The 23,943-nt window shown below is 33.6% G+C and carries 25 protein-coding genes; 18 read left to right on the forward strand and 7 right to left on the reverse strand.

Annotated elements, in window-relative coordinates:
• Nucleotides 1–141 precede the first annotated feature (141 nt).
• The 10 genes from LS81_RS01460 to LS81_RS01505 all read left to right on the forward strand — a co-directional run bounded on the left by LS81_RS01460 (nt 142) and on the right by LS81_RS01505 (nt 9,530).
• Nucleotides 142–627, forward strand: coding sequence for an RNA pyrophosphohydrolase (locus tag LS81_RS01460; RefSeq protein WP_034344951.1), 486 nt, complete (start codon nt 142–144; stop codon nt 625–627).
• Nucleotides 627–1,829: an aspartate kinase gene (locus LS81_RS01465; protein WP_034344948.1), complete on the forward strand. Its 1,203-nt coding sequence runs from the start codon at nt 627–629 to the stop codon at nt 1,827–1,829. The genes LS81_RS01460 and LS81_RS01465 overlap by 1 nt, the downstream gene beginning before the upstream one ends.
• A gap of 35 nt (nt 1,830–1,864) precedes the next feature.
• Nucleotides 1,865–2,425 (forward strand): HobA family DNA replication regulator, encoded by a 561-nt coding sequence (locus tag LS81_RS01470; RefSeq protein WP_233714250.1) that lies wholly within the window; start codon nt 1,865–1,867, stop codon nt 2,423–2,425.
• Between the two features lie 14 nt (nt 2,426–2,439).
• Entirely contained in the window at nt 2,440–3,177 is a 738-nt protein-coding gene (locus LS81_RS01475; protein WP_233715860.1) for a DNA polymerase III subunit delta', read from the forward strand.
• 2 nt (nt 3,178–3,179) lie between these two features.
• On the forward strand, nt 3,180–4,448 hold the full coding sequence (gene folP, locus LS81_RS01480; RefSeq protein ID WP_034344945.1) for a dihydropteroate synthase: 1,269 nt from the start codon (nt 3,180–3,182) through the stop codon (nt 4,446–4,448).
• Between the two features lie 231 nt (nt 4,449–4,679).
• Nucleotides 4,680–5,915, forward strand: coding sequence for a threonine ammonia-lyase (gene ilvA, locus LS81_RS01485; protein WP_034344942.1), 1,236 nt, complete (start codon nt 4,680–4,682; stop codon nt 5,913–5,915).
• Between the two features lie 20 nt (nt 5,916–5,935).
• Nucleotides 5,936–6,964, forward strand: a complete 1,029-nt coding sequence (locus LS81_RS01490) for a glycosyltransferase family 2 protein (protein WP_034344940.1) — start codon at nt 5,936–5,938, stop codon at nt 6,962–6,964.
• 9 nt (nt 6,965–6,973) lie between these two features.
• Nucleotides 6,974–8,077, forward strand: a complete 1,104-nt coding sequence (locus LS81_RS01495) for a glycosyltransferase family 4 protein (RefSeq protein WP_034344937.1) — start codon at nt 6,974–6,976, stop codon at nt 8,075–8,077.
• 68 nt (nt 8,078–8,145) lie between these two features.
• The gene (locus LS81_RS01500; RefSeq protein ID WP_034344935.1) at nt 8,146–9,033 is read left to right on the forward strand and encodes a hypothetical protein; all 888 of its coding nucleotides are present in this window, start codon (nt 8,146–8,148) and stop codon (nt 9,031–9,033) included.
• On the forward strand, nt 9,027–9,530 hold the full coding sequence (locus LS81_RS01505; protein ID WP_034344934.1) for a hypothetical protein: 504 nt from the start codon (nt 9,027–9,029) through the stop codon (nt 9,528–9,530). The genes LS81_RS01500 and LS81_RS01505 overlap by 7 nt, the downstream gene beginning before the upstream one ends.
• A 508-nt stretch (nt 9,531–10,038) precedes the next feature.
• Here LS81_RS01505 and LS81_RS01510 read toward each other — a convergent pair.
• The gene (locus tag LS81_RS01510) at nt 10,039–10,302 is read right to left on the reverse strand and encodes a ComEA family DNA-binding protein (protein ID WP_034344223.1); all 264 of its coding nucleotides are present in this window, start codon (nt 10,300–10,302) and stop codon (nt 10,039–10,041) included.
• A 430-nt stretch (nt 10,303–10,732) separates the two neighbouring features.
• Between LS81_RS01510 and LS81_RS01515 the strand changes: the two genes are divergently transcribed.
• From LS81_RS01515 to hypD, 3 genes are all read left to right on the forward strand, one after another.
• Nucleotides 10,733–12,283, forward strand: a complete 1,551-nt coding sequence (locus LS81_RS01515; RefSeq protein WP_104696448.1) for a flagellin A — start codon at nt 10,733–10,735, stop codon at nt 12,281–12,283.
• A gap of 330 nt (nt 12,284–12,613) precedes the next feature.
• Entirely contained in the window at nt 12,614–13,471 is an 858-nt protein-coding gene (gene cheP / locus LS81_RS01520; RefSeq protein ID WP_081955923.1) for a cheVAW transcriptional regulator CheP, read from the forward strand.
• Between the two features lie 69 nt (nt 13,472–13,540).
• The gene (hypD, locus tag LS81_RS01525) at nt 13,541–14,647 is read left to right on the forward strand and encodes a hydrogenase formation protein HypD (RefSeq protein ID WP_034346413.1); all 1,107 of its coding nucleotides are present in this window, start codon (nt 13,541–13,543) and stop codon (nt 14,645–14,647) included.
• Between the two features lie 488 nt (nt 14,648–15,135).
• Here hypD and LS81_RS01530 read toward each other — a convergent pair whose 3' ends face one another.
• From LS81_RS01530 to thyX, 3 genes are read right to left on the reverse strand one after another with little or no spacing between them, the layout of a single operon-like run.
• The gene (locus LS81_RS01530; protein ID WP_081955968.1) at nt 15,136–15,957 is read right to left on the reverse strand and encodes an outer membrane beta-barrel protein; all 822 of its coding nucleotides are present in this window, start codon (nt 15,955–15,957) and stop codon (nt 15,136–15,138) included.
• Between the two features lies 1 nt (nt 15,958).
• Nucleotides 15,959–17,548, reverse strand: coding sequence for a GspE/PulE family protein (locus tag LS81_RS01535; protein ID WP_034346411.1), 1,590 nt, complete (start codon nt 17,546–17,548; stop codon nt 15,959–15,961).
• 32 nt (nt 17,549–17,580) lie between these two features.
• A complete protein-coding gene (gene thyX, locus LS81_RS01540; protein WP_081955922.1) occupies nt 17,581–18,279 on the reverse strand; it encodes an FAD-dependent thymidylate synthase in 699 nt (232 codons plus the stop codon).
• A gap of 228 nt (nt 18,280–18,507) precedes the next feature.
• Here thyX and LS81_RS11180 point away from each other — a divergent pair, with 228 nt between their 5' ends.
• Genes LS81_RS11180 through LS81_RS01560 form a run of 4 tightly spaced genes read left to right on the forward strand, consistent with a single transcriptional unit; the run spans nt 18,508 to nt 20,706 of the window.
• Nucleotides 18,508–18,909 carry a hypothetical protein gene (locus LS81_RS11180; RefSeq protein ID WP_034318057.1) on the forward strand — a complete coding sequence of 134 codons (402 nt, stop codon included), beginning with the start codon at nt 18,508–18,510 and terminating at the stop codon, nt 18,907–18,909.
• A gap of 16 nt (nt 18,910–18,925) precedes the next feature.
• Nucleotides 18,926–19,423, forward strand: a complete 498-nt coding sequence (gene coaD / locus LS81_RS01550) for a pantetheine-phosphate adenylyltransferase (protein WP_034318062.1) — start codon at nt 18,926–18,928, stop codon at nt 19,421–19,423.
• Nucleotides 19,424–19,427: 4 nt separating this feature from the next.
• Entirely contained in the window at nt 19,428–20,117 is a 690-nt protein-coding gene (tmk, locus tag LS81_RS01555; RefSeq protein WP_034346409.1) for a dTMP kinase, read from the forward strand.
• Nucleotides 20,107–20,706, forward strand: coding sequence for a type I phosphoribosyltransferase (locus tag LS81_RS01560; protein ID WP_237022187.1), 600 nt, complete (start codon nt 20,107–20,109; stop codon nt 20,704–20,706). The genes tmk and LS81_RS01560 overlap by 11 nt, the downstream gene beginning before the upstream one ends.
• A gap of 253 nt (nt 20,707–20,959) precedes the next feature.
• Here the strand turns inward: LS81_RS01560 and LS81_RS01565 are convergent, their stop codons facing one another.
• Complete coding sequence (locus LS81_RS01565; protein WP_034346405.1) at nt 20,960–21,289, reverse strand: hypothetical protein; 330 nt, start codon at nt 21,287–21,289, stop codon at nt 20,960–20,962.
• A gap of 200 nt (nt 21,290–21,489) precedes the next feature.
• On the opposite strand from LS81_RS01565, the gene flgA reads away from it, so the two are divergent.
• Nucleotides 21,490–22,176, forward strand: a complete 687-nt coding sequence (gene flgA / locus LS81_RS01570) for a flagellar basal body P-ring formation chaperone FlgA (protein WP_034346402.1) — start codon at nt 21,490–21,492, stop codon at nt 22,174–22,176.
• A 394-nt stretch (nt 22,177–22,570) separates the two neighbouring features.
• On the opposite strand, the gene LS81_RS01575 is transcribed toward flgA, so the two are convergent.
• Nucleotides 22,571–23,329 (reverse strand): endonuclease, encoded by a 759-nt coding sequence (locus LS81_RS01575; protein WP_052096540.1) that lies wholly within the window; start codon nt 23,327–23,329, stop codon nt 22,571–22,573.
• Nucleotides 23,330–23,407: 78 nt separating this feature from the next.
• Nucleotides 23,408–23,776 (reverse strand): flagellar protein FlaG, encoded by a 369-nt coding sequence (locus tag LS81_RS01580; RefSeq protein ID WP_034317718.1) that lies wholly within the window; start codon nt 23,774–23,776, stop codon nt 23,408–23,410.
• Between the last annotated feature and the right edge of the window lie 167 nt (nt 23,777–23,943).

Raw genomic sequence — 23,943 nt, forward strand, 5'->3', positions numbered from 1 at the left:
TCATTATAAGGATTTTTAACACATAATCGTTTAAATTAAACAAAAATCGATAGTTTTGAATTCATGCTTTTAATACCTTAAAATAACTTTAGAAAATTAAATATTTGGCATGATTGGTTGACAAAGAAGGAAGAGAGCTAAATGGATAAAGCAGATACGGATACAGGGAAACACTACAGGTTAAATGTTGCTGCTATTATTGTGTCACCGCGATATCCACGCGTTTGTGAATTTTTTATCGCTGAAAGAAGTGATTTAAAAAATGTATGGCAGTTCCCACAAGGTGGTATAGATTCTGGTGAAAGCCCAAAAGATGCATTGTTTAGAGAGTTAAAAGAAGAGATTGGTACAAATGATGTTGAAGTACTTGCTGAATATCCCACATGGCTTACTTATGACTTTCCACCAATGGTTATAGAAAAAATGCGACCTTATGCAGGACAGAGGCAAAAATATTTCCTTGTGAAATTAAAGCCTTTTGCAGGAATTAATCTGCAAACAGAAGAACCAGAGTTTTCACAATATGCGTTTATGGATTTAACATCATTGTTACAAAAGGTTACGAAATTCAAAAAGCATATTTATACGCAAGTGCTAGACTACTTTAAAAAGGAAGGTTATATTTAATGTTAATAGTTCAAAAATATGGCGGCACGAGTATGGGCAGCACAGAACGGATACAAAATGTAGCAAAACGTGTGAGTAAAAATGCAGAGGGGAATAAGCTTGTTGTAGTTGTATCTGCTATGAGTGGTGTTACTGATGAGATTCTAGGATATGGTAAGGCCTTTAGTCCAGTGCCAAATGAGCGAGATCTGGACATGGCATTAAGCAGTGGTGAGCAAATTAGTGCAGCGTTGCTAAGTATCGCATTGAATGCAATGGGTTATAAATCAATTGCATTCAATGGTAGGCAAGCAGGCATAATAACAGATTCTAACCACACAAAAGCACGCATTAAGGATATTAACACTGCTAATATTAAACAACATTTGCAAGATGGATATATCGTTGTTGTAACAGGTTTTCAAGGCTTAAGCGAGAAAGGTGAGATTACGACACTAGGACGTGGCGGCAGTGATTTATCTGCTGTGGCACTTGCTGGTGCTTTGCATGCTGATTTGTGTGAGATTTATAGTGATGTCGATGGAATTTATACAACAGATCCACGCATAGAAGAAAAAGCAAAAAAGATTGAGAGAATAAGCTATGATGAAATGCTAGAGCTTGCAAGCATGGGTGCAAAAGTTTTACTTAATCGTTCAGTTGAACTTGCAAAAAAGTGGAATGTCCCACTCTATGCAAAAAGTAGTTTTAGCGATGATCAAGGGACACTTATTACAACGGAGGAAAATATTATGGAAAAACCTATTGTTAGCGGTATAGCATTAGACAAGAATCAAGCGCGTGTGAGCCTAATAGGTATTAAAAATAAGCCTGGTATTGCAGCGGAGCTTTTTGGTAAATTAGCAAATGCAAATGTAAATGTGGATATGATTGTGCAAACTATAGGAAGAGATAGTAAGACAAATCTTGACTTTACAGTGCCAAAAAATGAGCTTGATAAGGCGAAATTGACACTCGAGGCATTTAAGGCGAATGCAGACTTGATTGATTATGATCACGAAGTAGCTATTGTATCAATCGTAGGTGTTGGCATGAAAAGCCATAGCGGTGTGGCTGCAAAAGCATTTGAAGCGATGGCAAATGATAATATTAATATTCGCATGATTAGCACAAGTGAGATTAAGATTTCTATGCTCATTGACTTAAAATATGCAGAACTAAGTGTAAGAACTCTTCATGCTGCATATGAGCTTGATAAGTAATAGCTTTTTGATATTCCTATTCCAAAGGATGGTGTTTGGCAACAAATATTAATGAATGGATGATGCATGCACTAAGGAAGGATGCTGATAAGCTTAATCGTATGCCATTACAATGGCTTGAAATTATGCGTATCAATTGGACTCCACTTGTGGCACGAGCTATTACCTTTTTGCTTAATGGCGGTACATTTTTGCTATGCACAGACAAAAAAACTGCTTGGTTGCAACACTATATTTTGAGTAGATTAAATGCTGCTGATACTAATCGTCCTTTTGTTCCTATCTATGCACTTGATGCTTCACTTATCAAGCTGATTGAAGCAAAGCAGGGTGAGAGCGTAAAAGATCTGCTTGATATGTCCTATCCAAGCTATGCCTTGTGGTATATAGGACAAAGTGATAATGTAGTGGCACAATTTAGCCTAGAGGTTAGCGAATCTTTTCTATGGATGCTTGATGAGTCTTTGGAGCATTCTTTCACTCTACATTCTGATGACTATAATCTTGATTTTAAGCTATTGCAAGCATATAGAATCTTTGAACAAGCACTTTTTGCAGGAATATTTGGCGAATTTAGTCTTGAGAATATGCAATAAACTTGGAGATTCTTATGATACAAGAATTAGCGTCTACAAGCCATATAGAATCTGATAGTATGGATTTAAAACAGATGCAAGATCTACATATAGATTCTAAAGCAGACTTTCATGCACCATCAAAGATTAATCCACAATTCATCACTGCATTCAAAAAATCATGTATCATCATCAGCAATGATTTTGAAAGTGAAAAGAATTATTTAAGTAATACCTATGCAAAAGAGGACATAAGAATCTATGACTTAGAGGAATTGAAAATAGATGATGCACATGAGATCATAGAAGAAGCACATATTGCCACAACAAAGGATAAAATTATTGCAATTTTTGCTTTTAGCTATAATCACTATGCGCAAAATGCACTTTTAAAGATTCTAGAAGAGCCACCAACACATATTATTTTTATGCTTTATATTACAGCTAGAAACAAGCTTATACCAACTATATTTTCACGCCTTGTGGTTTTTAATAAAAGCAAAAAAATACATGCAAAACCACTTGAATTAGATCTTACAAGACTTACTATCCCAATGGTGTATGAGTATGTAAATAAACTTGAAAAAGAGCATATAAGTTATGAGCAGGGTAGAAAGATTCTCTCTCAAATACTTGATTCTATGATAGCAAATAATATCCTACTTGATGAAAAAGGGTTAGAGCGATTTAATATGGCTTTACACGCATTATATAGTAAGCAAAGTGTGCATATTGCACTTTTACCAATACTTTTATCTTTAGTGAAGGGATAGTAATGAGAATTGAGCGAGTATCTAATGTCAATGAAGCTATGAGAAGTGTTGAGCCAGATAATATCGGCTATAAGATTATGAAAGAGAAAACACAGATTTTAGCTTTTAAAATAGAAGCATTGCAATTGCAAGCTATGCAGATTCTAAAGCAGGATGCCCTAAGCAATGGTGCAGAGCTTGTGACACCAAAAGATGCAGTTTTATGCAAAAAAACACATTATGATTGTCTTTTATTTGGCACACAAAAAGCTTTAAAACTTCTCATTTCAAAAATGCAAATGCAGCCTTTTGGTTTGAAAGCAATCGCACAAGATTTAAAGGTTTTTTTGCAAACACAAAAGGACTATGGCAAAAAAATTATGGGAATCATTAATGTAGATTCTAATAGTTTTTATAAAGAGTTTAATGCTAATGAAGCAATAAAGCAAATATATCATTATATAGAGCTTGGAGTAGATATTATAGACATAGGTGCAGCAAGCTCTAGACCAGGTGCAAATTATATTGAATCCAAGATTGAGTTAGAGCGTCTAGCCCCTATTTTTGATGAGATAAAAAAACTTGATACTACTACGCAATTTAGCATTGATACTTATAATGAAGAGACTGCAAAAATAGCAGTTGAATGTGGATTTAGCATTATTAATGATGTAAGCGGAAGACCAGAAACCATGGTGCAAATATTGCAAAAGAATTCCCATGTAAGCTACATATTAACGCATATACAAGGCACCCCATTAACTATGCAAGAGTGTTGTAAATATGAGAATCTCATTCTTGATATAGATACTTTTTTTACACAAAAGATTGCTTATTTAAAAGAGCATGATTGCAATAATATTATTCTTGATGTTGGTATTGGCTTTGCAAAAGATGTACAACAAAATATTGCTTTACTCAATCAACTTAAACATTTTAAACATTTTAAACTGCCACTTTTAATTGGGGCTAGTCACAAGAGTTTTTTAGCAAAGATTTTAGAATCATCTAGCACAACAATTTCAAGAAATATCAGGCATGACGCAACTACAGATTATAGTGATCATAATCTAAATCCTGCAACGCACTCAAGTTTAGTGCAAAATCTAGATTCCATAAACCCTGTCTCAAAAAGTTCAACATCTAAAGATATTTTGTCCGCCACGCTGATAGCACATTGTATAGCATGGCAAAATGGTGCAAATATAGTGCGGGTGCATGATGTGAAAGAACATATTGAAATGCTAAAGATCATGGAAGCTTTGAGAGTAAATGATATAGATGTGTTGTAGGTGATAAATATATATTTTTAAGAAAGTGTATTTGAAAGGCTTGTAGTCTATCTCAATATGTTTGTTATAACACAGATTTAGCACCCAAAAAGTTTTATATGTAATAGATCATTTTCAAGTCTTAGTGTATAGCTAATTTTACAACAAATAAATTTATTATACATAAAGCAGAGTGCTTTAAAACATGATAAAATACATACTAAATTTTTAAACTTATGGCTTGGAGAGGACATGTACCTAATAGATATTGATAGCATCAAAACTGCTAAAAGTCGTTTGCAAAATATTGTCATGCAGCATCCACTCGCTTATGCACCACGTTTAAGCAATATTGCAAAGACAAATGTGTATTTAAAAAAAGAGAATTTGCAACCTACTGGTGCATTTAAGATACGAGGTGCATTCAACAAAATTGCAGCCTTAAAAGAGCTTGATGAAAAGAATAATACGCAGATTTTAAATAAAGGTGTGATTTGTGCAAGTGCAGGTAATCACGCACAAGGCGTAGCCTTTAGTGCACAACATTTTAATACAAGAGCAGTTATTGTGATGCCTGAATCTACACCACTTTTAAAGGTTATGGGCACAAAAACTATGGGGGCTGAAGTCGTCTTAGCAGGAAATAATTACGATGAAGCATATGCACATGCACAAGTGCTTGCACAAGAAGAGAATCTTACCTTTATCCACCCTTTTGCTGATATTGATGTGATGGCAGGGCAAGGCAGCATAGCCCTTGAGATGATAGCAGAAGAAGAGCTTGATGTCGTGATAGTGCCAATAGGTGGTGGCGGGCTAATTAGCGGTATAGCAAGTGCCTATAAAGCCCTATCGCCACAAACGCGTATTATTGGTGTGAATGCAAAAGGTGCGAATGCAATGAAACAAAGTTTCTATGCACGGACAATGCAAAATTCAAGTAGCGTAAAAACTATTGCTGATGGAATTGCAGTGCGGGATGTAAATGAAATGACTTTTAACTGCATTATGTCCTGTGTCGATGGCATTGTAGAGGTAGATGATGAAGAGATAGCAAGTGCGATTTTATTCCTTTTAGAATCTCAAAAGCTAGTGGTAGAAGGGGCTGGGGCTGCAAGCGTTGCTGCCCTAATGCATCATAAAGTAAAGATTAGCCCAAATGAGAAAGTAGGTGTGATTCTAAGTGGTGGCAATATCGATGTAACCATGCTAAATATCATTATAGAAAAGGCTTTATTAAAGAGTGATAGAAAGATGAAATTTCAAGTTATCCTTGTAGATAAGCCCGGAAGTCTGCAGAATCTAACCGAGCTTTTAACAAAAGAGGGGGCAAATATCGTATTTATTAACTATTCACGCATTAGCACAAAGCTTGAATATGGTGATGCTATTGTAGAATTAGCCCTTGAAATTAAAGGAAAAGAACATAAAGATTCTGTATATAAGATTTTACTAGAGCATGGGTATCAATTCAGCGAAATGCCCTAAATATAACACAAAGGATTCTCATGTTAGCCCTATCTATAATAGTCCCTATCTATAATGTAGAAAAGTATCTAAAAGAATGCCTAGATTCTATACAAGCACAAACTTATAGTAATTTTCAAGCCATACTTATAAATGATGGTAGCAAAGATGAAAGTCCTAAAATAGCACAAGAATACACGCAAAAAGATTCTCGCTTTATCCTTATAAATCAAGAGAATAAAGGCTTAGGGGCAGCTAGAAACACGGGGTTAGAATACATTTTTTCAACACAAAACACACAAGATACTGCATACATTGGCTTAGTAGATTCTGATGATGTGATAGCAAAAGATTATTATGCTAATCTTATCTATTGCCTTGAAGCAAATAATGCCCTAATCGCAAAGAGTAGAAATATCTGCGTATTCCATGATGATAACTATAATAAAGAGATTTTCACAAAGACACAAGAGAGAGAAAAAGGCGTCATGCGTAAGGTTACAAGTAAGAATCTTACAGATAAAATCGATCCATGGCGAAGTGTCTTTTGTGCTTCACTGCTAAAAGACTTGCGATTTCCACCTGTGAGATTTGCTGAAGATGTGCCTTTTGGTGTATGTGCGAATGTCTTAGCAAAAGAGATTGCCCTGACAAAGAGTGCGATATATTTCTATCGACTAAGGGCCAATTCACTCACAAAAAAAACCCACCCGCCACAAGAGTTTTTTAACGCCTTTGCTTTTATCTATAACTTTTTTAAAGAGCATGATTTACTGCATACCTATATTTTGCCGACTCATATTTTACGCCCATCACAAAGCTATGAGTATTTAGCAAAAGATTCTAATTATTTAGGGCTTTTACAAGAGTTTATCCACTCTTTAGGGATAGAATCTAGTGTGCTTGCTAAAAATAAAGTGCTAGATTCTGCCCTTAAGGCAAAAACACTTGATGAGTTTTTAGCTAAAACGCAAACCTTTAAAGAATGGCGGCGTAAAAACTTCCGCATAAGCCTTAATAAAAAGCACAAAATCATTACTTTATTTGGCAAAACGCTCTATAACCACTAAGGGTTTGTCATGAAAAAAATTTATATTATTTTAAAAGATATTACAGAAAGCGGTGGAGGTGAACGTGTATGTGTTAATCTTGCTAATGCTTTCAATGAGGTAGGTTATAAAGTAAGCATTATTAGTTTTTTTAGATTCCAAAGTGAAGTTGTATTTTCGCTACACGAGAATATTAACATATATTTTTTATCGCATACTACGCCAAAGAGTAAGGATTTATTGAAAAAGCTTTTTATTAAAAGTGTCTATCGTAATATTTTGGGATATAAAGTAGATAAAATGATTGCAAGTGATAGGCCTGATGTGGTATTAGCAAATGATGGTTGGTATATCCCAAAGATCAAGCTAGATTCTGTAAAATATGTGCGTTTATGGCATTTAAAGGCACCAAAAAAGATAGACAAAAGGAAGCAAAGAAATTTTAACCTCTTTGATACTTTAGTGGTATTATCTAGCAAAGAGCTCCCAATTTGGCAGAAGTATCATCAAGATGTCAGGGTGATTCCAAACTTTTTGCCTGTTATTACAGAAAAAATTACAGATTTTAATCAGTGTAGAGTTATAGCAGTCGGACGAATGAGTGCAGAAAAAGGCTTTTTTCGTCTCATAGAGATTTGGGAAAAAGTGCAGGAGCAATTCAAGCAGACTTTGCAAGAAGAAAATCGAAATAAGCAAAATCTTTGGCGGCTTATTATTGTAGGTGATGGTGCATTAAAAGAACAAATAGAATCTACAATAAAAACCAAAAATTTACAAGATAGCATTATCTTGCGACCTTTCACAAAAGATATAGAATCACAATACCTTAATGCAAGTATCTATGCAATGACTAGTCATTTTGAAGGTTTTTCTATGGTGCTTTTGGAATCTTGCTCCTATGGATTATGCCCTATTGCCTTTGATATTGCAACAGGTCCAAGTGATATTATAGAGCACAATAATAGTGGCTACCTCATAAAGGATAATGATGTGCAGGAATATGTGGCTAAACTCATAAAGCTTATGAATGATAAAGAAAAAAGAGAGTCTATGGGGAAAAATGCAAAACAAAGAGTGAGTAAGACTTTTAGTAAAGAAGCAATGATAGAAAGGTGGCAGCAAATATTTGAATGAAAAATGTTTAATAACAATATATTTAGATCTTCAGTTTACAATGAAAGTTTTAGGATTAAGGAATAGTAATGCAACAAAACATTATTTTACTGGGTGGTAGCAATTCTGTCATGACGAATGGGCTGCAAAAAGGCATAAAAGATTCACTAATAAATAGAAGTGAATTTAAAATGTATAGCTTTGGGCTTGGCGCTTGTGATGTGATTCAAAATTTTTATGAATTGAAACGAAAGCGAAATAAAAAGATTTTTGAGAATGCAGCATTAATTATTACAGAATCTAATGTGAATGATGTGTATAATGTCTATGAAACTCATGAGAGAGTACCACTTGATATTTTTTATCGTAATTTGTCATGGTTTTATCAAGAACTTTATTTTTTAAATAAAAAAGTGGTGTCTTTATTATTGCCCAATGAGTTTGAAAACTATATATTGATCAATAATATGCATAAAATATTGTGTGAAAAGTATGGATTTAATTGTATTGATATGCAAGACTATTATGAAAGTAATGGACTGTGTGAGTTTGGTAAAAGGATTGACTGGGCACATCAATTAGAAAGCATTATGTATAGAGTAGGCAAAAACATTATAGAAGCCTTAGATACTTTTAAAATTTCTAGAAAAATTGCAACAACCAATGATAATCCAATATTTTTTGAATATAGCCCTAAGGACATGATAGTAAAATCTGGCAAATTGCAAGAAGATTATCTTCTCAATTCAATGTATGGTGAACAGGTGTATAGATTAGATTCCAATACTGTTTTAGTATTTCCGAAAGCTTTAAAAGATTGTTGCCTCATAGGTCTGCATACGTGGAATAACACAAGGAAGTGGAAGGAGGATTTTAAAGCACCAAAAGGTTGGGATGAATGTTGTCTAGCTTACGCTAGCTTGGAATTACATAATGGGGGGGGGGGCAAAGTATTGCCAAAGAAACAAACATGTTAAATTGTGTGATTGAAATACAGAATCCTTTTTATATTGATGACAATACTTTGTGTGGGGTTGGCGATGGGCAAGGTTGTAAAAAAGAGCATTATTATAATGCAAAAAGTTGGGATCAAAATGCTCATCAACTCTCATTTTGCGATCTTGTTGCTTTCTTCTGTGCTACAAAAGATGGTAATTATCATAATGAAAAATTGGATTATATTGCTTTGTCACAAGAAAGCATAAAAATTTCAACACAATACAATTATAATCATATACTTCCACCTATAACAGTATATAAAAAGCTTATAGATGAGGTTTTGTTGCACCGGGACGTAGTTGTTGAATATTTGATAAAAATAGGCATTAATGACCTAGAATCTAAAGACAACGTATCAACAAACATGCACGTAAATAAAGGAAATACATATTTTCAGAAGTTTTTATGTAAAATCAGACATAGAACCAATATTTTCTATCTTAAACATAAATTACGCAAAATATTTAGATGTTAGCCTCTTGCATTTATGAAGTAAGGCTAAAATACAACCCTTCATAGTTTAGCCTTTATGTTTTAAACTGTATTTCATGTAAAAACCTCACGTCAAAATTATGACAAGACTATTTTATTGTTGCATTATGCAATACGTAATTAAGAAAGCCGTATGGAGTTGTTTAGGAGCAGATATGAAGCATGTAATCTCAATATAAAATGCTACTTTGCGATTCAAAGATTAATGTAATGATAATCATACACAAATCCAAACTTTTTAAATGATCAAACCACATTATAGTAGATAAGATATATCCTAAAAGTTGAGATTTTGTTAACCCTTTTCTCTTTTCATAAATGTATATATCATAATTATATAACAATTTATAACGCTATATTCGTCATATTAAGTATAGCATATACAAATGATAATACTTTACTATTTTACTCCATAGTAATTTGACATTAGGATATTATTGTAACAAATTATTGTTATGTAGGTTAGATACAAATTGTAAAAAGTGCAACAACTACTTCCTTGTTGTTTGCACTTGATTTGTGACTACAATATCTTTTTTAATCTTATCAAAGATTGCTTGTCCTATACCTTTTACTTGTTTAATATCTTCAATCTTTTTAAATCTAGTTTTTGTGCGATATTCAATGATTGCTTTTGCTTTTGCTTCACCTATACCATTTAAAGTCATAAGTTCTTTTTGACTTGCAGTATTAATATTTACTGCTGCAAAAAGAAAGCTAGAGAATATAACAAATAGAAATAAAAGTCTTTTCATATAAAACTCCCAAGTAAGATTCAATAATATTAAAAACATTAAAACTAAGACAATATGTCTTATCCCAAACAATACAATAACATAAAAATTCTATATTATATTGTTTTATACCTATGTGTCTTGTATTTTTATTTTGTGTGTGTAGAAATGTGAGGTTATAATATTAGTAAGTATCACATCTATGGTTTTTGCTGACTTAAATATTATATAAATACATGTATATCTTTTCATTTTTTCTGCACTAGGTGTTTATTGTTTGGTCAAAGTCTTTTGTATATCCTAAACCCGCTATTCATGGGCTAAGATTGGATTATATATACATCCAAAGATACATTTTTTAAAAAACTCTCAACAAAAAAATAAAAAATGCCGATTTAGTCTTCAACAAGACAAGAAAGACCTAAAGATATCTACATTTAAGGAGCATAAAATGGCTTTTCAAGTCAATACTAATATTAATGCGTTGAACGCACATGTTAATTCAGTTGTTACCCAAAGAGGTTTGAAAGATTCTTTGGAAAAGTTAAGTTCAGGTTTGAGAATCAACAAGGCAGCAGATGATGCTTCTGGTATGATCATTGCAGATAGCTTACGTAGCCAAGCAAGTGCATTAGGTCAAGCTATTGCAAACACAAATGATGCTATGGGGATTATTCAAATTGCTGATAAAGCAATGGATGAACAACTTAAAATTCTTGATACTGTGAAAGTGAAAGCTACACAAGCAGCACAAGATGGACAAACTACTGAATCAAGAAGAGCGATTCAATCAGACATCACAAGACTTATCCAAGGTCTTGATATGATTGGAAATACTACTTCTTTCAATGGTCAGAAGTTGCTATCTGGTGCTTTTACAAACAAAGAATTCCAAGTTGGTGCTTATTCAAATGAATCTATTAAAGCTTCAATTGGTGCAACAACAAGCGATAAAATCGGGCAAGTAAGAGTTGCAACTGGTGGATTAATCACAGCGGCAAACACTGTGTCACTTACATTCAAAAACGTGGATGGTGTGAATGATGTGAAATTGCAATCTGTTAAGATTTCTACAAGCGTTGGCACAGGTCTTGGCGTATTGGCTGAAGTTATCAATAAAAACTCAGATAAAACAGGTATCAGAGCGGTAGCAAATGTTATCTCAACTTCTGATGCGATGATTAAATCTGGGACAATGTCAAGCGTGATTATCAATGGTATTACAATCGGTGATATTAATGACATTAAAGCTGGTGACTCCGATGGTCGTTTGGTGCAAGCATTTAATGCAGTGACAAACCAAACAGGTGTTGAAGCTTATACAGATGAGAGAGGACGATTAAATTTACGAAGCGTTGATGGTCGTGGTATCAAGATTTCTATGGGTAAAAATGAAAAAGGACAAGATGGCAAAGTACCACCACTTTCAGTTACCTCTATGAATGGTGGTCAAAAGCTTGAAGGTAAGGGCTCTGAAAACTATGGACGCTTATCTTTAACACGACTTGATGCTAGAGATATTGTGGTAATGTCTGCTGCTGATGCAAAAGGTGCGTATAAGGCGATTGGTTTTGATAATGCACAGGTTGCAAAAACAGTTGTGAATTTGCGTGATACTATGGGTGAGTTTAATAAAGATGTTAAAAGTGCTGCTGGTGCGAACTTCAATGCTGTTGTAGCAAGTGGTGGTGCTGCACTTGGTGCTGGTGTTATGACATTAAGAGGAGCTATGGTTGTTATGGATATTGCTGAATCTGCAACTAAGATTCTAGATAGAATTCGTGCGGATTTAGGTTCTGTTCAAGGACAAATGATTTCAACTGTGAATAACATTTCTGTAACACAAGTAAATGTTAAAGCAGCTGAAAGTCAAATCAGAGAGGTAGATTTTGCTCAAGAATCTGCAAACTTTAATAAACTCAATATCCTTGCACAATCTGGTAGCTATGCATTGAGTCAAGCAAACGCTGTGCAACAACATGTTATCCGTTTGCTCCAATAGTGCTTATTGGGTTTGGCTTGAACTTTAAGCTTACTTAATTTTTTGCTTTGTCTCCTTAAATTACCCCCTTTTTATGGGGGTAATATTATAGCTGCAAGGTATAAAACGAGACAAAATTTACTCAAAATACTCCTTACACCTACCTCATAAAATATTAAAAATATTGCAATAAATATATAAGAAAAATACTCATAATGATAATAATTATATTATGCAGTAGAGAAAAATGAATTTTCCAAAAATAATAAATTGAAACACTTTGATGTGAATAAATTATGCTATAATGCTGGACTAGAAGTTTTAGGATTTTAGAATCACAAGGAACTTATCATGATGAACGAACTATTAAGCAAGACTATTGAAAACTTGCCCCCATTGCCAGAAACGGTAGTGAAGTTGCGTAATTATATCGACAAGTCTGGTTCTGATGTGCGTGTGCAAGAAGTGGTTAATATTATCTCGCAAGATCCATTTTTAACTGCTGATTTGCTACGTTTGGCAAATTCCCCTTATTATGGCTTCTCACGAGAAATCTCTACAATTAATCAAGTAGTTGCGCTTTTAGGTGTAACAAATATAAAAAATATTGCTATTGCTAATTCATTAAAGGGTAAACTAACAATTAATGTCGCCCCTTATGGCCTAGATACACAAACCTTTCTGCGTAAATCTAGTGAGGAAGCGAATTTTGTTACTGAATGGTTGGGCGATGAAGATAAGAAGTTGGCACAAGAGCTCGTTCCTTGTGTTATGCTCTTACGTCTTGGTATGATTCTATTTTCAAGTATGCTGATACAGCAAAAAAAAGATAAGGAGTTTTTGGAGCTCATTAAACAAAACAATTACCAAAACATTTCATTTGTGGAGAATGAGTTTTTTGGCACTGATCATTTATCATTTTCGGGTTTCCTTTTTAACCATTGGAAATTTGATGAAGATTTGATTGAGAGTCTTGCATACATTACTGCACCGCATGCAGCCTCTGATCATGTTAAGAAAAATTCATATGCACTTGCTATTGCCAACCGGATCTTTGAGCCATATCAGGGTGGCAGTCCTTATAATGTGCATGAGGCAGTTGCTTTAATACGGGAAGCAGCATCGCAGGGCATAAGGTTTGATCTTGAGAACTTTAAGAGCAAATTACCTCATGAGGCTAAAATTAATCTAAGTGTTGCTATATACTAATTCCCACTTTTGGGCGGTTTTACCGCATACATTCCACGTTATCTATCTACATATTTTACAAGGTTTATTATGCAAGATTTTATTAATCCCTATCGAGATGTAAAGCATATTCAGGCGCTAAGTAATCAAATCAATAAAGTTTCACAAAATTTAGAAGAGAAGCTTTATATTATGGAGGTTTGCGGTGGACATACCCATACACTCATGAAATATGGTTTAAAAAGTCTCTTGGATTCTACAAATATGCAATTTATACATGGACCGGGTTGTCCTGTATGTATTATGCCAAAATCACGCATTTCTCAAGCTTATACGCTTGCAATGATGCCTGATGTTATCCTGCTTACATTGGGCGACATGATTAAGGTGCCAGGTAGTTCTGGTTCTCTTGCTGATGCACGTGCAATGGGTGCTGATGTGAGGTTTGTGTATTCTCCATTTGATTGTTTGCAGATTGCAAAAGAAAATCCAAACAAAAAGATAGTGTATTTTGCTATAGGGTTTGAAACAACAACGCCAATGACTGCTGCCTTACTACAACGTGCCATCAATATGGGATTAGAGAATCTTTTTTTACATGTTAATCACGTTTTGGTGCCACCACCTGTGCGTGCTATCCTTGATGACAAAAGAGCGAAAGTTAATGCTCTTATTGCGCCATCTCATGTGAGCGTTATTAGTGGATCTAAGATATATGTGCCACTTGCAAATGATTATAAGATTCCAATTGTTGTGAGTGGTTTTGAGCCTGTAGATATGCTTGAGAGTATTTTACATATTGTAGAGCAAAAACTTGCAGGAAAAAATGAAGTCATTATGCAATACTCTCGTGCCGTAACTACAGAGGGGAATCTTAAAGCACAAGAGATTGTGAATACTTATTTTGAAGTCGCGCCAAGTTTTGTTTGGAGGGGGCTTGGTGAGATTCCTAAATCAAGTTTGCAATTAAGAAAAGAATATCGCAAGTTTGATGCAGAGGTTTATTTTAATCTTGAAGAGGTAGAAGCTAAAGAATCAAAGCATTGTCTTTGTGGTGAGATTCTAAAGGGGCTTGCTATGCCAAAGGATTGTAAAGTTTTTGGTAAGGCTTGCACTCCGACAAAGCCCATGGGAAGCTGCATGGTGAGCAGCGAAGGTGCATGTGCAGCATATTATAAATATGGTGCGTTGCAATAGTTGTGCAAGAGTATAATTGTAAATATAAGAGTATAAAAGCTAAGAATATTGCAATGTGATAGTGTATGTAGGTATAATCCTTTGTGAGATTCTAAGATGAATATTTCATGTAACAATGACTGAAAAGATCATACAAAATTCTTCTTTGTTATCCTGATGTAGCTTTTATGTTTAACTAAATATTCTCAAATTTTTCAATATGAATTTATGATGATAGCATATGTGTTTGTTTTTATTTTATAAATATTTTGTGTCAATTTGGTTAGTGGTCTAACCCCTTACTTAACTATCTGCGGAATATCTTGAATTTTGCAATCCATTAAAATTCATGTATAAGAATCATGGAATAAGCTATTATTGCAACTAATATTTTCTAGTAGCTTTTTAGATGTTGTTGGATATAGCATACTTATCATTTTCTTAGAATAGAATTCAAGTTTACATTTATAGGATATCTGTATAGTTTTCAATAATCATAAAGATAATAACTAAAACTTATAGCTATATGCCACATAAGGATTATAATCTGCTACAAAGCCATCTTGCTCTATACGAAATGATTGGGTGGGTAGGAATCTAACACCAATTTCTACTCTATGATGATATGCGATTGATGCACTAAAACCACCTTGTACCATTACATTCCCACTTGCTTTATAATTGCTTCCTTCCTGTGATGATGGGGCTGTGATTGATGTCTTCATATCAAAATAAATAAATGCACCAGCTCCAATACCAGCGAAAAATCCTAGAGTATTTTTGTAGTTTTTATCGATAAAAAAATCTATCATGATATCAAGTCCAAGACTTGCCATGAGAAAAGTGCCATTATATACATTTATTTCTGCGTGTAATGGAGATAAATTATCACTTGTAAAATCTAGTGCAAAATATCCACGCATACCTATATATTCATCAAGATAGCTAATAACGCCACCCCTAATACCAAATCCCATACCAGCTATATATAATGGCTCGTTATTGAGCAATCTTTGAATGGGCACCATATTAAGTGAAGCCATGATATACATTCCATTGCGTTCTTTGTTTGCCTGTTTTAGTAATGAGATTTGTTTGGGGGTTTTTTGTGGCAGATTAGTGGCTCTTTGCACAGCGATGTCTGTTTGCTGCTGTGCTGTGCTTAGTGGTTGCAAATAAGTAGCAGTCGTATCTTTTGGAAAGGCATCAAAATCGTTACTATAGCAACATGCACTAAAGCTAAGACAGCATAATAACTTTGCAATAAGGATTTTTGCTACAAAAGTGGGATTGTATTGCTTTTTTTGGAAAATTATATTATAGACACACATTTTAAAGTAAGCTTTCTTCATAACTAATAATTCCATCTTTAAATAATTTTTCACTTTGTTTTTCTAGTGTTGGCGTGTTGCAATGAAGAGATTTTATAAATTCCTTATTTTCAAGCATTGAAGTATTGGAATCTAGACCTTTATGTATACTAAAATCAAATATTTCTTGCAATAATATTCTCTTTCCATAACCTTGTCCATAGCATTCATGGCAACCTAATGCATGAAATCTGCCTTGTATTTCCTCCTTGCATATAGGGCAAAGTGTTTGTATTAATCTTTGAGAAATTATAAGTTTGAGTGTAGTTCGCAAAATATATTCCTTCGCGCCAAGATCATAAAGCCTTGCAAGAGTGCTTTTGCAGTCCCTTGAATGAATGCTTGCTAAAACTAAATGTCCTGTTAGGGCTGCACGAAGTGCAATATCTAGTGTTGCATTATCACGTATTTCGCCTACCATGATAATATCTGGATCTTGACGTAATATATATTTTAGTGCCTTCGCGAAGTCAAATGATAATTCTTCATTGACTTGCACTTGTGTAATACCTTCTATTTCTTGCTCAATTGGATCTTCTATTGTTACAATTTTTTTTGTGCCATTATGTAAAAATCTAAGACAATTGTACAGCAGTGTGCTTTTACCGCTTCCTGTTGGACCACTCATAAGGATAAGCCCACTTTTTGCAAGTAAAATCCGTTCTAGAATCTGCAAAATTTGTGAAGACATCCCCAAAGTTTCTAGACTTTCAAATCGTTTATTTGCATGTGGGACACGTAATACAATGCTTTCTCCGTGTGATGTTGGCAAAAAAGACAATCGCACATCGCAGTTTTGCGTGTCATTTTTGTAAACAAGATTTTTTACATGTAAATGCCCATCTTGAGGCAATCGCATTTCATTAATATCAAGTTTGCATAAAAGTTTCAATTTTTGTGATATTTTTGCAAATAAAAATGGATTTATATCTAGAAAATGCACCAAAATCCCATCAATGCGTAATAGACAAGCTGCTTTAGAGTTTTGTAAAAATAAATGAATATCGCTTGCGTGCATGGTAAGCCCAAATGTAACTAATAAATCTATAAAACCTGCGTGTAACTCTTCTTTTTGACAATATTGTTGTAACTGCAAAGCAAGGCTTATCTCGCGTAAAAAAACTTGTCTACATAGATAAAAGCGTAAATTTTCTTTATAGCGTTCTTGCAACTTTCTTGTAAGTGTATCTCTATAGCCTGCACTAAAAGGTTCATAAAGTAGCACACCTAATACATGTGGAGATTGTGAGGTATAATTATCTCTGTCATAAAAAATTATATTTGGGAGATAGTGTTGCTGCACTTGCAAAGCTAAATGAATAATATGATAGCTACTTGATAATAGAAATAAATGTTTGTCTTTTAAATCTTTTTTCATAAGATAGGATTCAAAATAGGGATGAGATTCTATAAATTTAGAAAAGATTAATGCTTTTTGTGTGGTGAGTAATGTATAAAGAGATTCTAAAAATATTTGTTTGCCTTCTGAATCTAGCATATCGTAGTATGTTTGTGAGTGAGTATAGGGGTTAGTCTGTAGGATTTCTATCATACATCACTTCACTTAGATTATTTTGTTGCATATCACACTGCACATTCGGGTTCATGCAGATATTCTTCAAATAAGTATTTATGTTCCTCTGGTAAAGCTTTGAAGATACTATGTGCTAGTTCTTGTATTTCTTTTAGCGCAGTTTTTGCACTCCTTAATTCTAAAAAGTTTTGCAAACTTCTAGCATTGATGCTCCATACAAGCTCAGTTTTATAGCATTCAGGGATTATATACTTAGCTACATCATTAGCAATTTTTTCTTTGAGTGCCAAACGTAGGTTTTCTAAGGCTTTTAGGCTTTGCTCTCTTATTGTATTGTTATTTGATAATGTGATGTATTTACTCGCACGAATAATATTAGAATCATTTATTGGTAAAAAACTTTCTTCTTTATTAAGCTCTTTTAATGTATAACGTGTGCTTTTTACAGACATGCTTGCCATTCTATGCCTTGCTAATTCTTGCAGACACGCTCGAGTTATACCTTTGATTTCGAAATTGTAAAATAAGTGTTCTAGTGTGGATTTATGCTTGTTGATATTTCCTACACGATATATTAAGCCCTTATCAATATCGCCACCACCATCACTCTTAGCATGGCTATCCCAACATGTGCGTATAGCCCTACTACAAACACTCAAGGGCGTAAAATGCAATAGACTTACTTGTATACCAGATTGCATATCAATGCAAGTTGCATTAACCTGTTGTTCTAAATTATTTTGTGTCATTGCGATCCTTAAGTTATGCCTAGCCTAAATATATCATTACTACAGCCCAAGTTTGCCATAATATAATTTTCAGTGTGGGGCTTGTAAAAATTGGTAAGATTATAGCAAAAAATTACCAAAAATAATATATTGATATTTTTTGTTAGATTTTCATATTTACAAGAAAAATGTCTAAAAGAATTTATTTTTTAAGTATAATCAGACTTTTACATTGATGGAAGGCTGTGTATGTATTCGCACTTGTTTTATATCATTATGTGGGCGGTTTGCCTTGTGCTTGTTGTGCCAGTGCTTATCGTAGGCGTGATTTATGTCTTTATGAGCAATAAACCGCCAAAAAAAGTTGAAAATGTAATGCAAATTATGCTTAGTATAATAAAGGGTGCACAGACAAAAACTGCATTTACTGCTTCATTAGAGCAGTTTAAAGGCAAATATAGCGTGTTGCCTAATGAAAAAGACTTTGATATATGGATTCAATGTATTAAAGAACTTGCAAATTCAACACATTGGGATACAGATGCAATAGCAAAGTTTGGACAAGAGTTAGAAGACAAAAATGCAGCACATGCAAAGAAAATAGCTGTAGCAATAGCAACTGCATTAAAAACAAAAGATCAAAAAAAATAAGATTCCAAGAGTAGATATGAATAAACTAGCAATTTATCCAGGGACATTTGACCCACTTACAAATGGACATTTAGATATCATAAAACGTAGTAGTAAGATGTTCCAACAAGTAATTGTTGCGGTAGCTAATTCTGAAAGTAAGAATCCGCTTTATAGTCTAGAACAAAGGGAGAGAATGATAAACCTTGCACTAGAAGAACATAAGCATGAGATTCCAAATGTAAGTTGCATTACTTTTAGCAATCTACTTGCAAATTTAGCTGCGGACATGCAGGCAAAGGTAATTATACGCGGATTGCGTGTAGTAAGTGATTTTGAGTATGAATTGCAAATGGGTTATGCAAATGCCTCACTCAATGATTCGCTTGATACAATATATTTTATGCCAACTTTGCAAAATGCTTTTATAAGTTCATCTATTGTGCGTAGCATTATTATACATGGGGGTAAATTTAGCCATCTTGTGCCAAAAAGCATTCATTCTTATATACAGCAACTACGGACAAAAGAGTAGTGCAATGGATTACTATGTTATAGAAGGAATTGATACAAGTGGGAAAACAACACAATGTAATCTTATAAGGCAAAACTTTCATTGTGTTAAGCTAGATGATTATAAAGATTCTATGCAAGATGCGATTGTTTTATTAAATGAGCCAGGTGCAACAGGGCTTGGTGGCTTTGTGCGAGAGATTTTGCTGGATAGTCAAACAAAAGTCAATGAACGAAGTGCGTTTTTATTATTTTTAGCGCAAAGAGCAGAGCTGTTCTTGCGTATCAAAAATATACCAAATACAATTATTGCTGATAGAAGTCTTATTTCTGGCGTAGCATATGCTCAAACGATAAATATGTATGAGGCTTTGAGATTCAATCTTTTTGCAACAGGGGGAGTATTGCCTAAAAAGATTGTTTTTTTAGAATCATCAAAAGATACGTTAGAAGATCGTTTAAATCAAAAGCGACTTGATAGTATAGAGCAAAGAGGTATACAATATTTACTTGATGTGCAAGAATACTTTAAAGAAATATTAGCATGTTTGCAAGCTGAAAATACTCTATATGATTTATATAAAAGTGTTGCACAAGAGTGTGATTTGGATTCCAAGTCTATTCAGAGCATATATAAACCAGAAGTATTAATACTTGATTCTGCTTTACCTAAAGAAGAGATACATAAAGAAATCTGTATTTTCTTTGGAATTTAAAATGTATTGTTCTGTATGTGGCAAACTCAAATGGCATATTATTTGCAATAAATGTTTGAGTCATTTAGAGTATATAGATTCCAAACGTGTGCTTGACAATGGTGTGAAGGTGTTTAGTAATTTTGCATTTAGTGAATTAAAGCTGTTATTAACAAGTAAAAATAATATCATTGGTAGTCGCATTTTTAAGAGACTAGGTGTATATGCGATCTCCATGTTTTTTAAAAGATATAAAGATTTGGCTACATTAAAGAATCAAAAAATTGCAGTTCTTTCTATACGTAATAAGACTATTGGGGTGTATTCTCATAGTGCGATTTTAGCACAATGTTTTAGAATGTATGGGTTTAAAGTATTTCATAATGCTTTAATTATTGGCAATGACAGCCATTTTTCTCATTTGAAACGTGAGGAAAGACAGAGGATTGGCAGAAATTTTACCTTTCATTTTAAGCGTGATTATATGGGCGTTATTATTGTTGATGATATTATCACAACAGGACAAACATTGTTTGAAGCAAGCAATATTATCATGCAAAATGATTATACGCCACTCTTTGCATGGACACTTTGTGATTCTAAATATTAATAGAGCACTAAACTATTGTATAATGTTTATAGGCAATCAAAACAAATGATAAAATATCGTTTTGACTCTGTGTGGTGTGATTATCAGCGAGTATAGAAATCAAAAAATATAGAAAATGTCGTGCTGTTATCTATAGAATTTCAGATTAAGTTTGATATTTTAGATTCTGAATATTGAAGTGTTAAATACGTAATTATATGATACAGATCTAAAATATCTTGGTAGTCAATATTTGAGGTATCCTACAAGATTTTTAGCCTTTTAGTTTTTGTTGATCTTTAAGATAGTTAAAGAGCAATTCGCTATATCCAAAACTCCCGCTTAAATTTTCTGAAAGCTGCTCTTTAAACATAGCGTTATAAATATCGCTACCAGGTTGTTTAGGATACAATGGATTATCAAGGTTTAATGCTGTATCAAGCAAGGTTTTGATGAATATTGCTTCAAATTTATCTGTCTGCTCTCGTAATGCTTTATCGCTTTCAAGAGTTTTGTTATCAACCTTTGCTTTTAGATTCTTGATTAAGTTTGTTTCCTTGGATTGAGCTAATGAAGTCATTGTGCTACTTGTATCAAGTTTCATCATATCTCCTTATGCTTTTTATATATCGATCCTGCGTTGTCAAAGAAGTCAAGCAAAATAAATTCCCAAAATAACTTTATACATGTTAGATCTTAACATAACATAACTATTGTAGTAAAAAACAAACAAGATAAACAACAAAAGCTTTATTTTGTTTTTATTGCATTATAATTGTGTAAAATTTTAGCTAAGGAAATGGAATGTTGCAAAGAGCTATAGCTTTACAAAAGTTTCTTATAATTATTTACATTGCTTGTTCTCTTCATGCGTTTGCTAATGACAATGTTTCTACGCTAAAAAACTATATTGCTAGCGAATATAAACGCCTATATCCCGAGCTTACCATAGAATCTATATCACTGATTACGCGAAATACGCTTGATCTGTATACAATTACAATTATCTCAAAACAGATTAATACAATAAAAAGTGCAAATGGCTATCTCACTTTGCAGTATAAACACAATGGTAGAGTCTTGCAAGATTCTATACGCTATACAATACATGGACATATGCAAGTTTATGTAACTACAGAGAACATTAAAGCAGGTAGCAACATAAATGCAAATAGTTTTATCGGCAAGACCCAAGATTTTTCATCACTAGCTTTAGTTCCTGCAAGTAAGCATGAGATACTGCAATCAAGTGCAAAAGTATATATCCCCATGAATGCAGTTATTTACCGCAATAAGCTTGCCAAACGAATGCTTGTAGCTAAGGATTCTAATGTAAAAATTTTATTTCGTGAATATGGTATTGAAGCAAGTGCGAGTGGCAGAGCACTAGAAAATGGTGTGCAAGGTGATATCATCAAGGTTGAGAATCTTGAAAGCAAACGCATAGTCAATGCAAAAGTGATAGCCGAAAACATTGTGCAGATATATTAGGATTCTTACTTGAAGGATCTATAAAATGCTCTGCCCTATATAACACCCATCATATTAAGATACATTTGCAAAATTTTAGTATGTAAATACACTTAAAGCTTTTGCAATGCAACAAATAACTATACACAAAAATATTTTAGACATGAGGTAATATGCTTTGCAGAGTATGTTATTTATGTAGCTTATGGGTGCTAAGTTGTATATGATATAGATTATACAAAAATATACAAATTGCATGTTATATTATTTTAATCTTTTAATCTATGTGTGTAGCATTTGATTTTATATTTCTGACTTGTTTAGGCATAAAGTCTTAACCAACATTATGATATTTTTCATACACCTGTTTTACATTTAATACTAGATTTATCGCGTGATTATTAATTTTAGCTTTTTATATTTTCGCAAAAAGATTCTGTACTTTGTAAAACACCTTCCATAAAGGTATTTGAGCAATTGCATTATCACGTGCTTCTTCATACTCATCTTTTGGATATGCTTTATCCCATGCTTCCATGAGCTTTCTCTCTTGATCGCTTAAACGGATATTATAAGTTTCACTCATATAAAGATATGTACGAGCGATAAGCCCTTTAGAATAGTGTGCAGGATAGAATCTTTTTGCTTTGAAGTCTGTATAAACCCTGCAGTTTCCATATTGATTATAGACTATACTTTTTGGGGCTTCTGCATATCTAAAATTGCTCCTATCAGCATTTATCTCCCCAATTGCTGGGACAAGATTTCTTGGATCTGCTTCCATGAGATTAAACGTTTTATCGTTATGACAAGCTTTTCTACCGCCTTTTTGCCAACATGGGAGATGACGCCCAAAGTTATGTGCTGGCATAATGTGTTCAAACTCGATGTTTTGCGTGCGTTCATTTATCGTTTGTTTTTTTGTGAGTGCTTTTCTTGGTGTGTATTGTGCAGATTGTATCACCTTTATACCATTGTCTGTAATTTGAAAGGGTGCTTTGCAGTAAAACTCCGTTGTAAAGTCTTTAGATCGCCAAATATCTGTCAATATCTTTTTGGTTTCACGGAATGTTTGCGGTGGCTGCGTAGCTTCAAAGAATAGTAATGCCAATAAGGTAAGTATGGTGCCACCACCAAGAAATTTTACTTTTGTGCCAAAATTCTTCTTGTGCATCTGCGATCACCTATCCATTGTCATATCGCTTATGTTGTGTAATTAATGCTAATGCTAAACAATATTTTACATTGACTCTTAAACGCGTTCATCAAAAATATTGCCAACCATGTCACGCATTTTCATCATAAGCTCGATAGCTTCTGGTGATGGAATCTCTCGTATAATCCTTTTTCCTGTCGCTTCACGTACAGTTACTACAAGTGCTTTGATCTCATCATTATAAGAAAAGTCAATATCTGTGTTTGTCTTACGCATTTCTTCTTGTAACTTACGTGATAACTCTGTCATTTGTTCCCTTAGTTGAGAGTCATTGTAAGCAGCTATTTGCTTTTCTTCATACGCTTTTGCTGGGGTCTGCGATCTTCCTTGCTCGTGTCCCCCGTTGCTAATAAAAGCCATAATTTGGTGTTGCAATGATGATAATGAACTTCCTTGTGTTTCCATCATAGCCTCCTTAAAACAAAATATAATTACCTCTACATCATAAAAATTAGGGGCAATTATACCAAACTATCGACAAATCACAATATTTTCTCAATAAAGTTTCAAAGAATTTCTATACTTATTTTCATACGCTTTATTTCCCATGAATATATCATTTTATATCGCAT

This window comes from Helicobacter trogontum (assembly GCF_000765905.2).
Lineage (GTDB): Bacteria > Campylobacterota > Campylobacteria > Campylobacterales > Helicobacteraceae > Helicobacter_A > Helicobacter_A trogontum.

Coding starts and splice junctions, on each gene's coding strand:
- hypD (WP_034346413.1), top strand. CDS start 13,541: ATGCAAGATTTTATTAATCCCTATCGAGATGTAAAGCATATTCAGGCG.
- tmk (WP_034346409.1), top strand. CDS start 19,428: ATGGATTACTATGTTATAGAAGGAATTGATACAAGTGGGAAAACAACA.
- LS81_RS01505 (WP_034344934.1), top strand. CDS start 9,027: ATGTTAAATTGTGTGATTGAAATACAGAATCCTTTTTATATTGATGAC.
- folP (WP_034344945.1), top strand. CDS start 3,180: ATGAGAATTGAGCGAGTATCTAATGTCAATGAAGCTATGAGAAGTGTT.
- flgA (WP_034346402.1), top strand. CDS start 21,490: ATGTTGCAAAGAGCTATAGCTTTACAAAAGTTTCTTATAATTATTTAC.
- LS81_RS01530 (WP_081955968.1), bottom strand. CDS start 15,957: ATGTGTGTCTATAATATAATTTTCCAAAAAAAGCAATACAATCCCACT.
- LS81_RS11180 (WP_034318057.1), top strand. CDS start 18,508: ATGTATTCGCACTTGTTTTATATCATTATGTGGGCGGTTTGCCTTGTG.
- LS81_RS01460 (WP_034344951.1), top strand. CDS start 142: ATGGATAAAGCAGATACGGATACAGGGAAACACTACAGGTTAAATGTT.
- LS81_RS01500 (WP_034344935.1), top strand. CDS start 8,146: ATGCAACAAAACATTATTTTACTGGGTGGTAGCAATTCTGTCATGACG.
- LS81_RS01535 (WP_034346411.1), bottom strand. CDS start 17,548: ATGATAGAAATCCTACAGACTAACCCCTATACTCACTCACAAACATAC.
- LS81_RS01510 (WP_034344223.1), bottom strand. CDS start 10,302: ATGAAAAGACTTTTATTTCTATTTGTTATATTCTCTAGCTTTCTTTTT.
- coaD (WP_034318062.1), top strand. CDS start 18,926: ATGAATAAACTAGCAATTTATCCAGGGACATTTGACCCACTTACAAAT.
- LS81_RS01565 (WP_034346405.1), bottom strand. CDS start 21,289: ATGAAACTTGATACAAGTAGCACAATGACTTCATTAGCTCAATCCAAG.
- LS81_RS01580 (WP_034317718.1), bottom strand. CDS start 23,776: ATGGAAACACAAGGAAGTTCATTATCATCATTGCAACACCAAATTATG.
- LS81_RS01495 (WP_034344937.1), top strand. CDS start 6,974: ATGAAAAAAATTTATATTATTTTAAAAGATATTACAGAAAGCGGTGGA.
- ilvA (WP_034344942.1), top strand. CDS start 4,680: ATGTACCTAATAGATATTGATAGCATCAAAACTGCTAAAAGTCGTTTG.
- LS81_RS01515 (WP_104696448.1), top strand. CDS start 10,733: ATGGCTTTTCAAGTCAATACTAATATTAATGCGTTGAACGCACATGTT.
- LS81_RS01490 (WP_034344940.1), top strand. CDS start 5,936: ATGTTAGCCCTATCTATAATAGTCCCTATCTATAATGTAGAAAAGTAT.
- LS81_RS01465 (WP_034344948.1), top strand. CDS start 627: ATGTTAATAGTTCAAAAATATGGCGGCACGAGTATGGGCAGCACAGAA.
- LS81_RS01575 (WP_052096540.1), bottom strand. CDS start 23,329: ATGCACAAGAAGAATTTTGGCACAAAAGTAAAATTTCTTGGTGGTGGC.
- thyX (WP_081955922.1), bottom strand. CDS start 18,279: ATGACACAAAATAATTTAGAACAACAGGTTAATGCAACTTGCATTGAT.
- cheP (WP_081955923.1), top strand. CDS start 12,614: ATGATGAACGAACTATTAAGCAAGACTATTGAAAACTTGCCCCCATTG.
- LS81_RS01475 (WP_233715860.1), top strand. CDS start 2,440: ATGATACAAGAATTAGCGTCTACAAGCCATATAGAATCTGATAGTATG.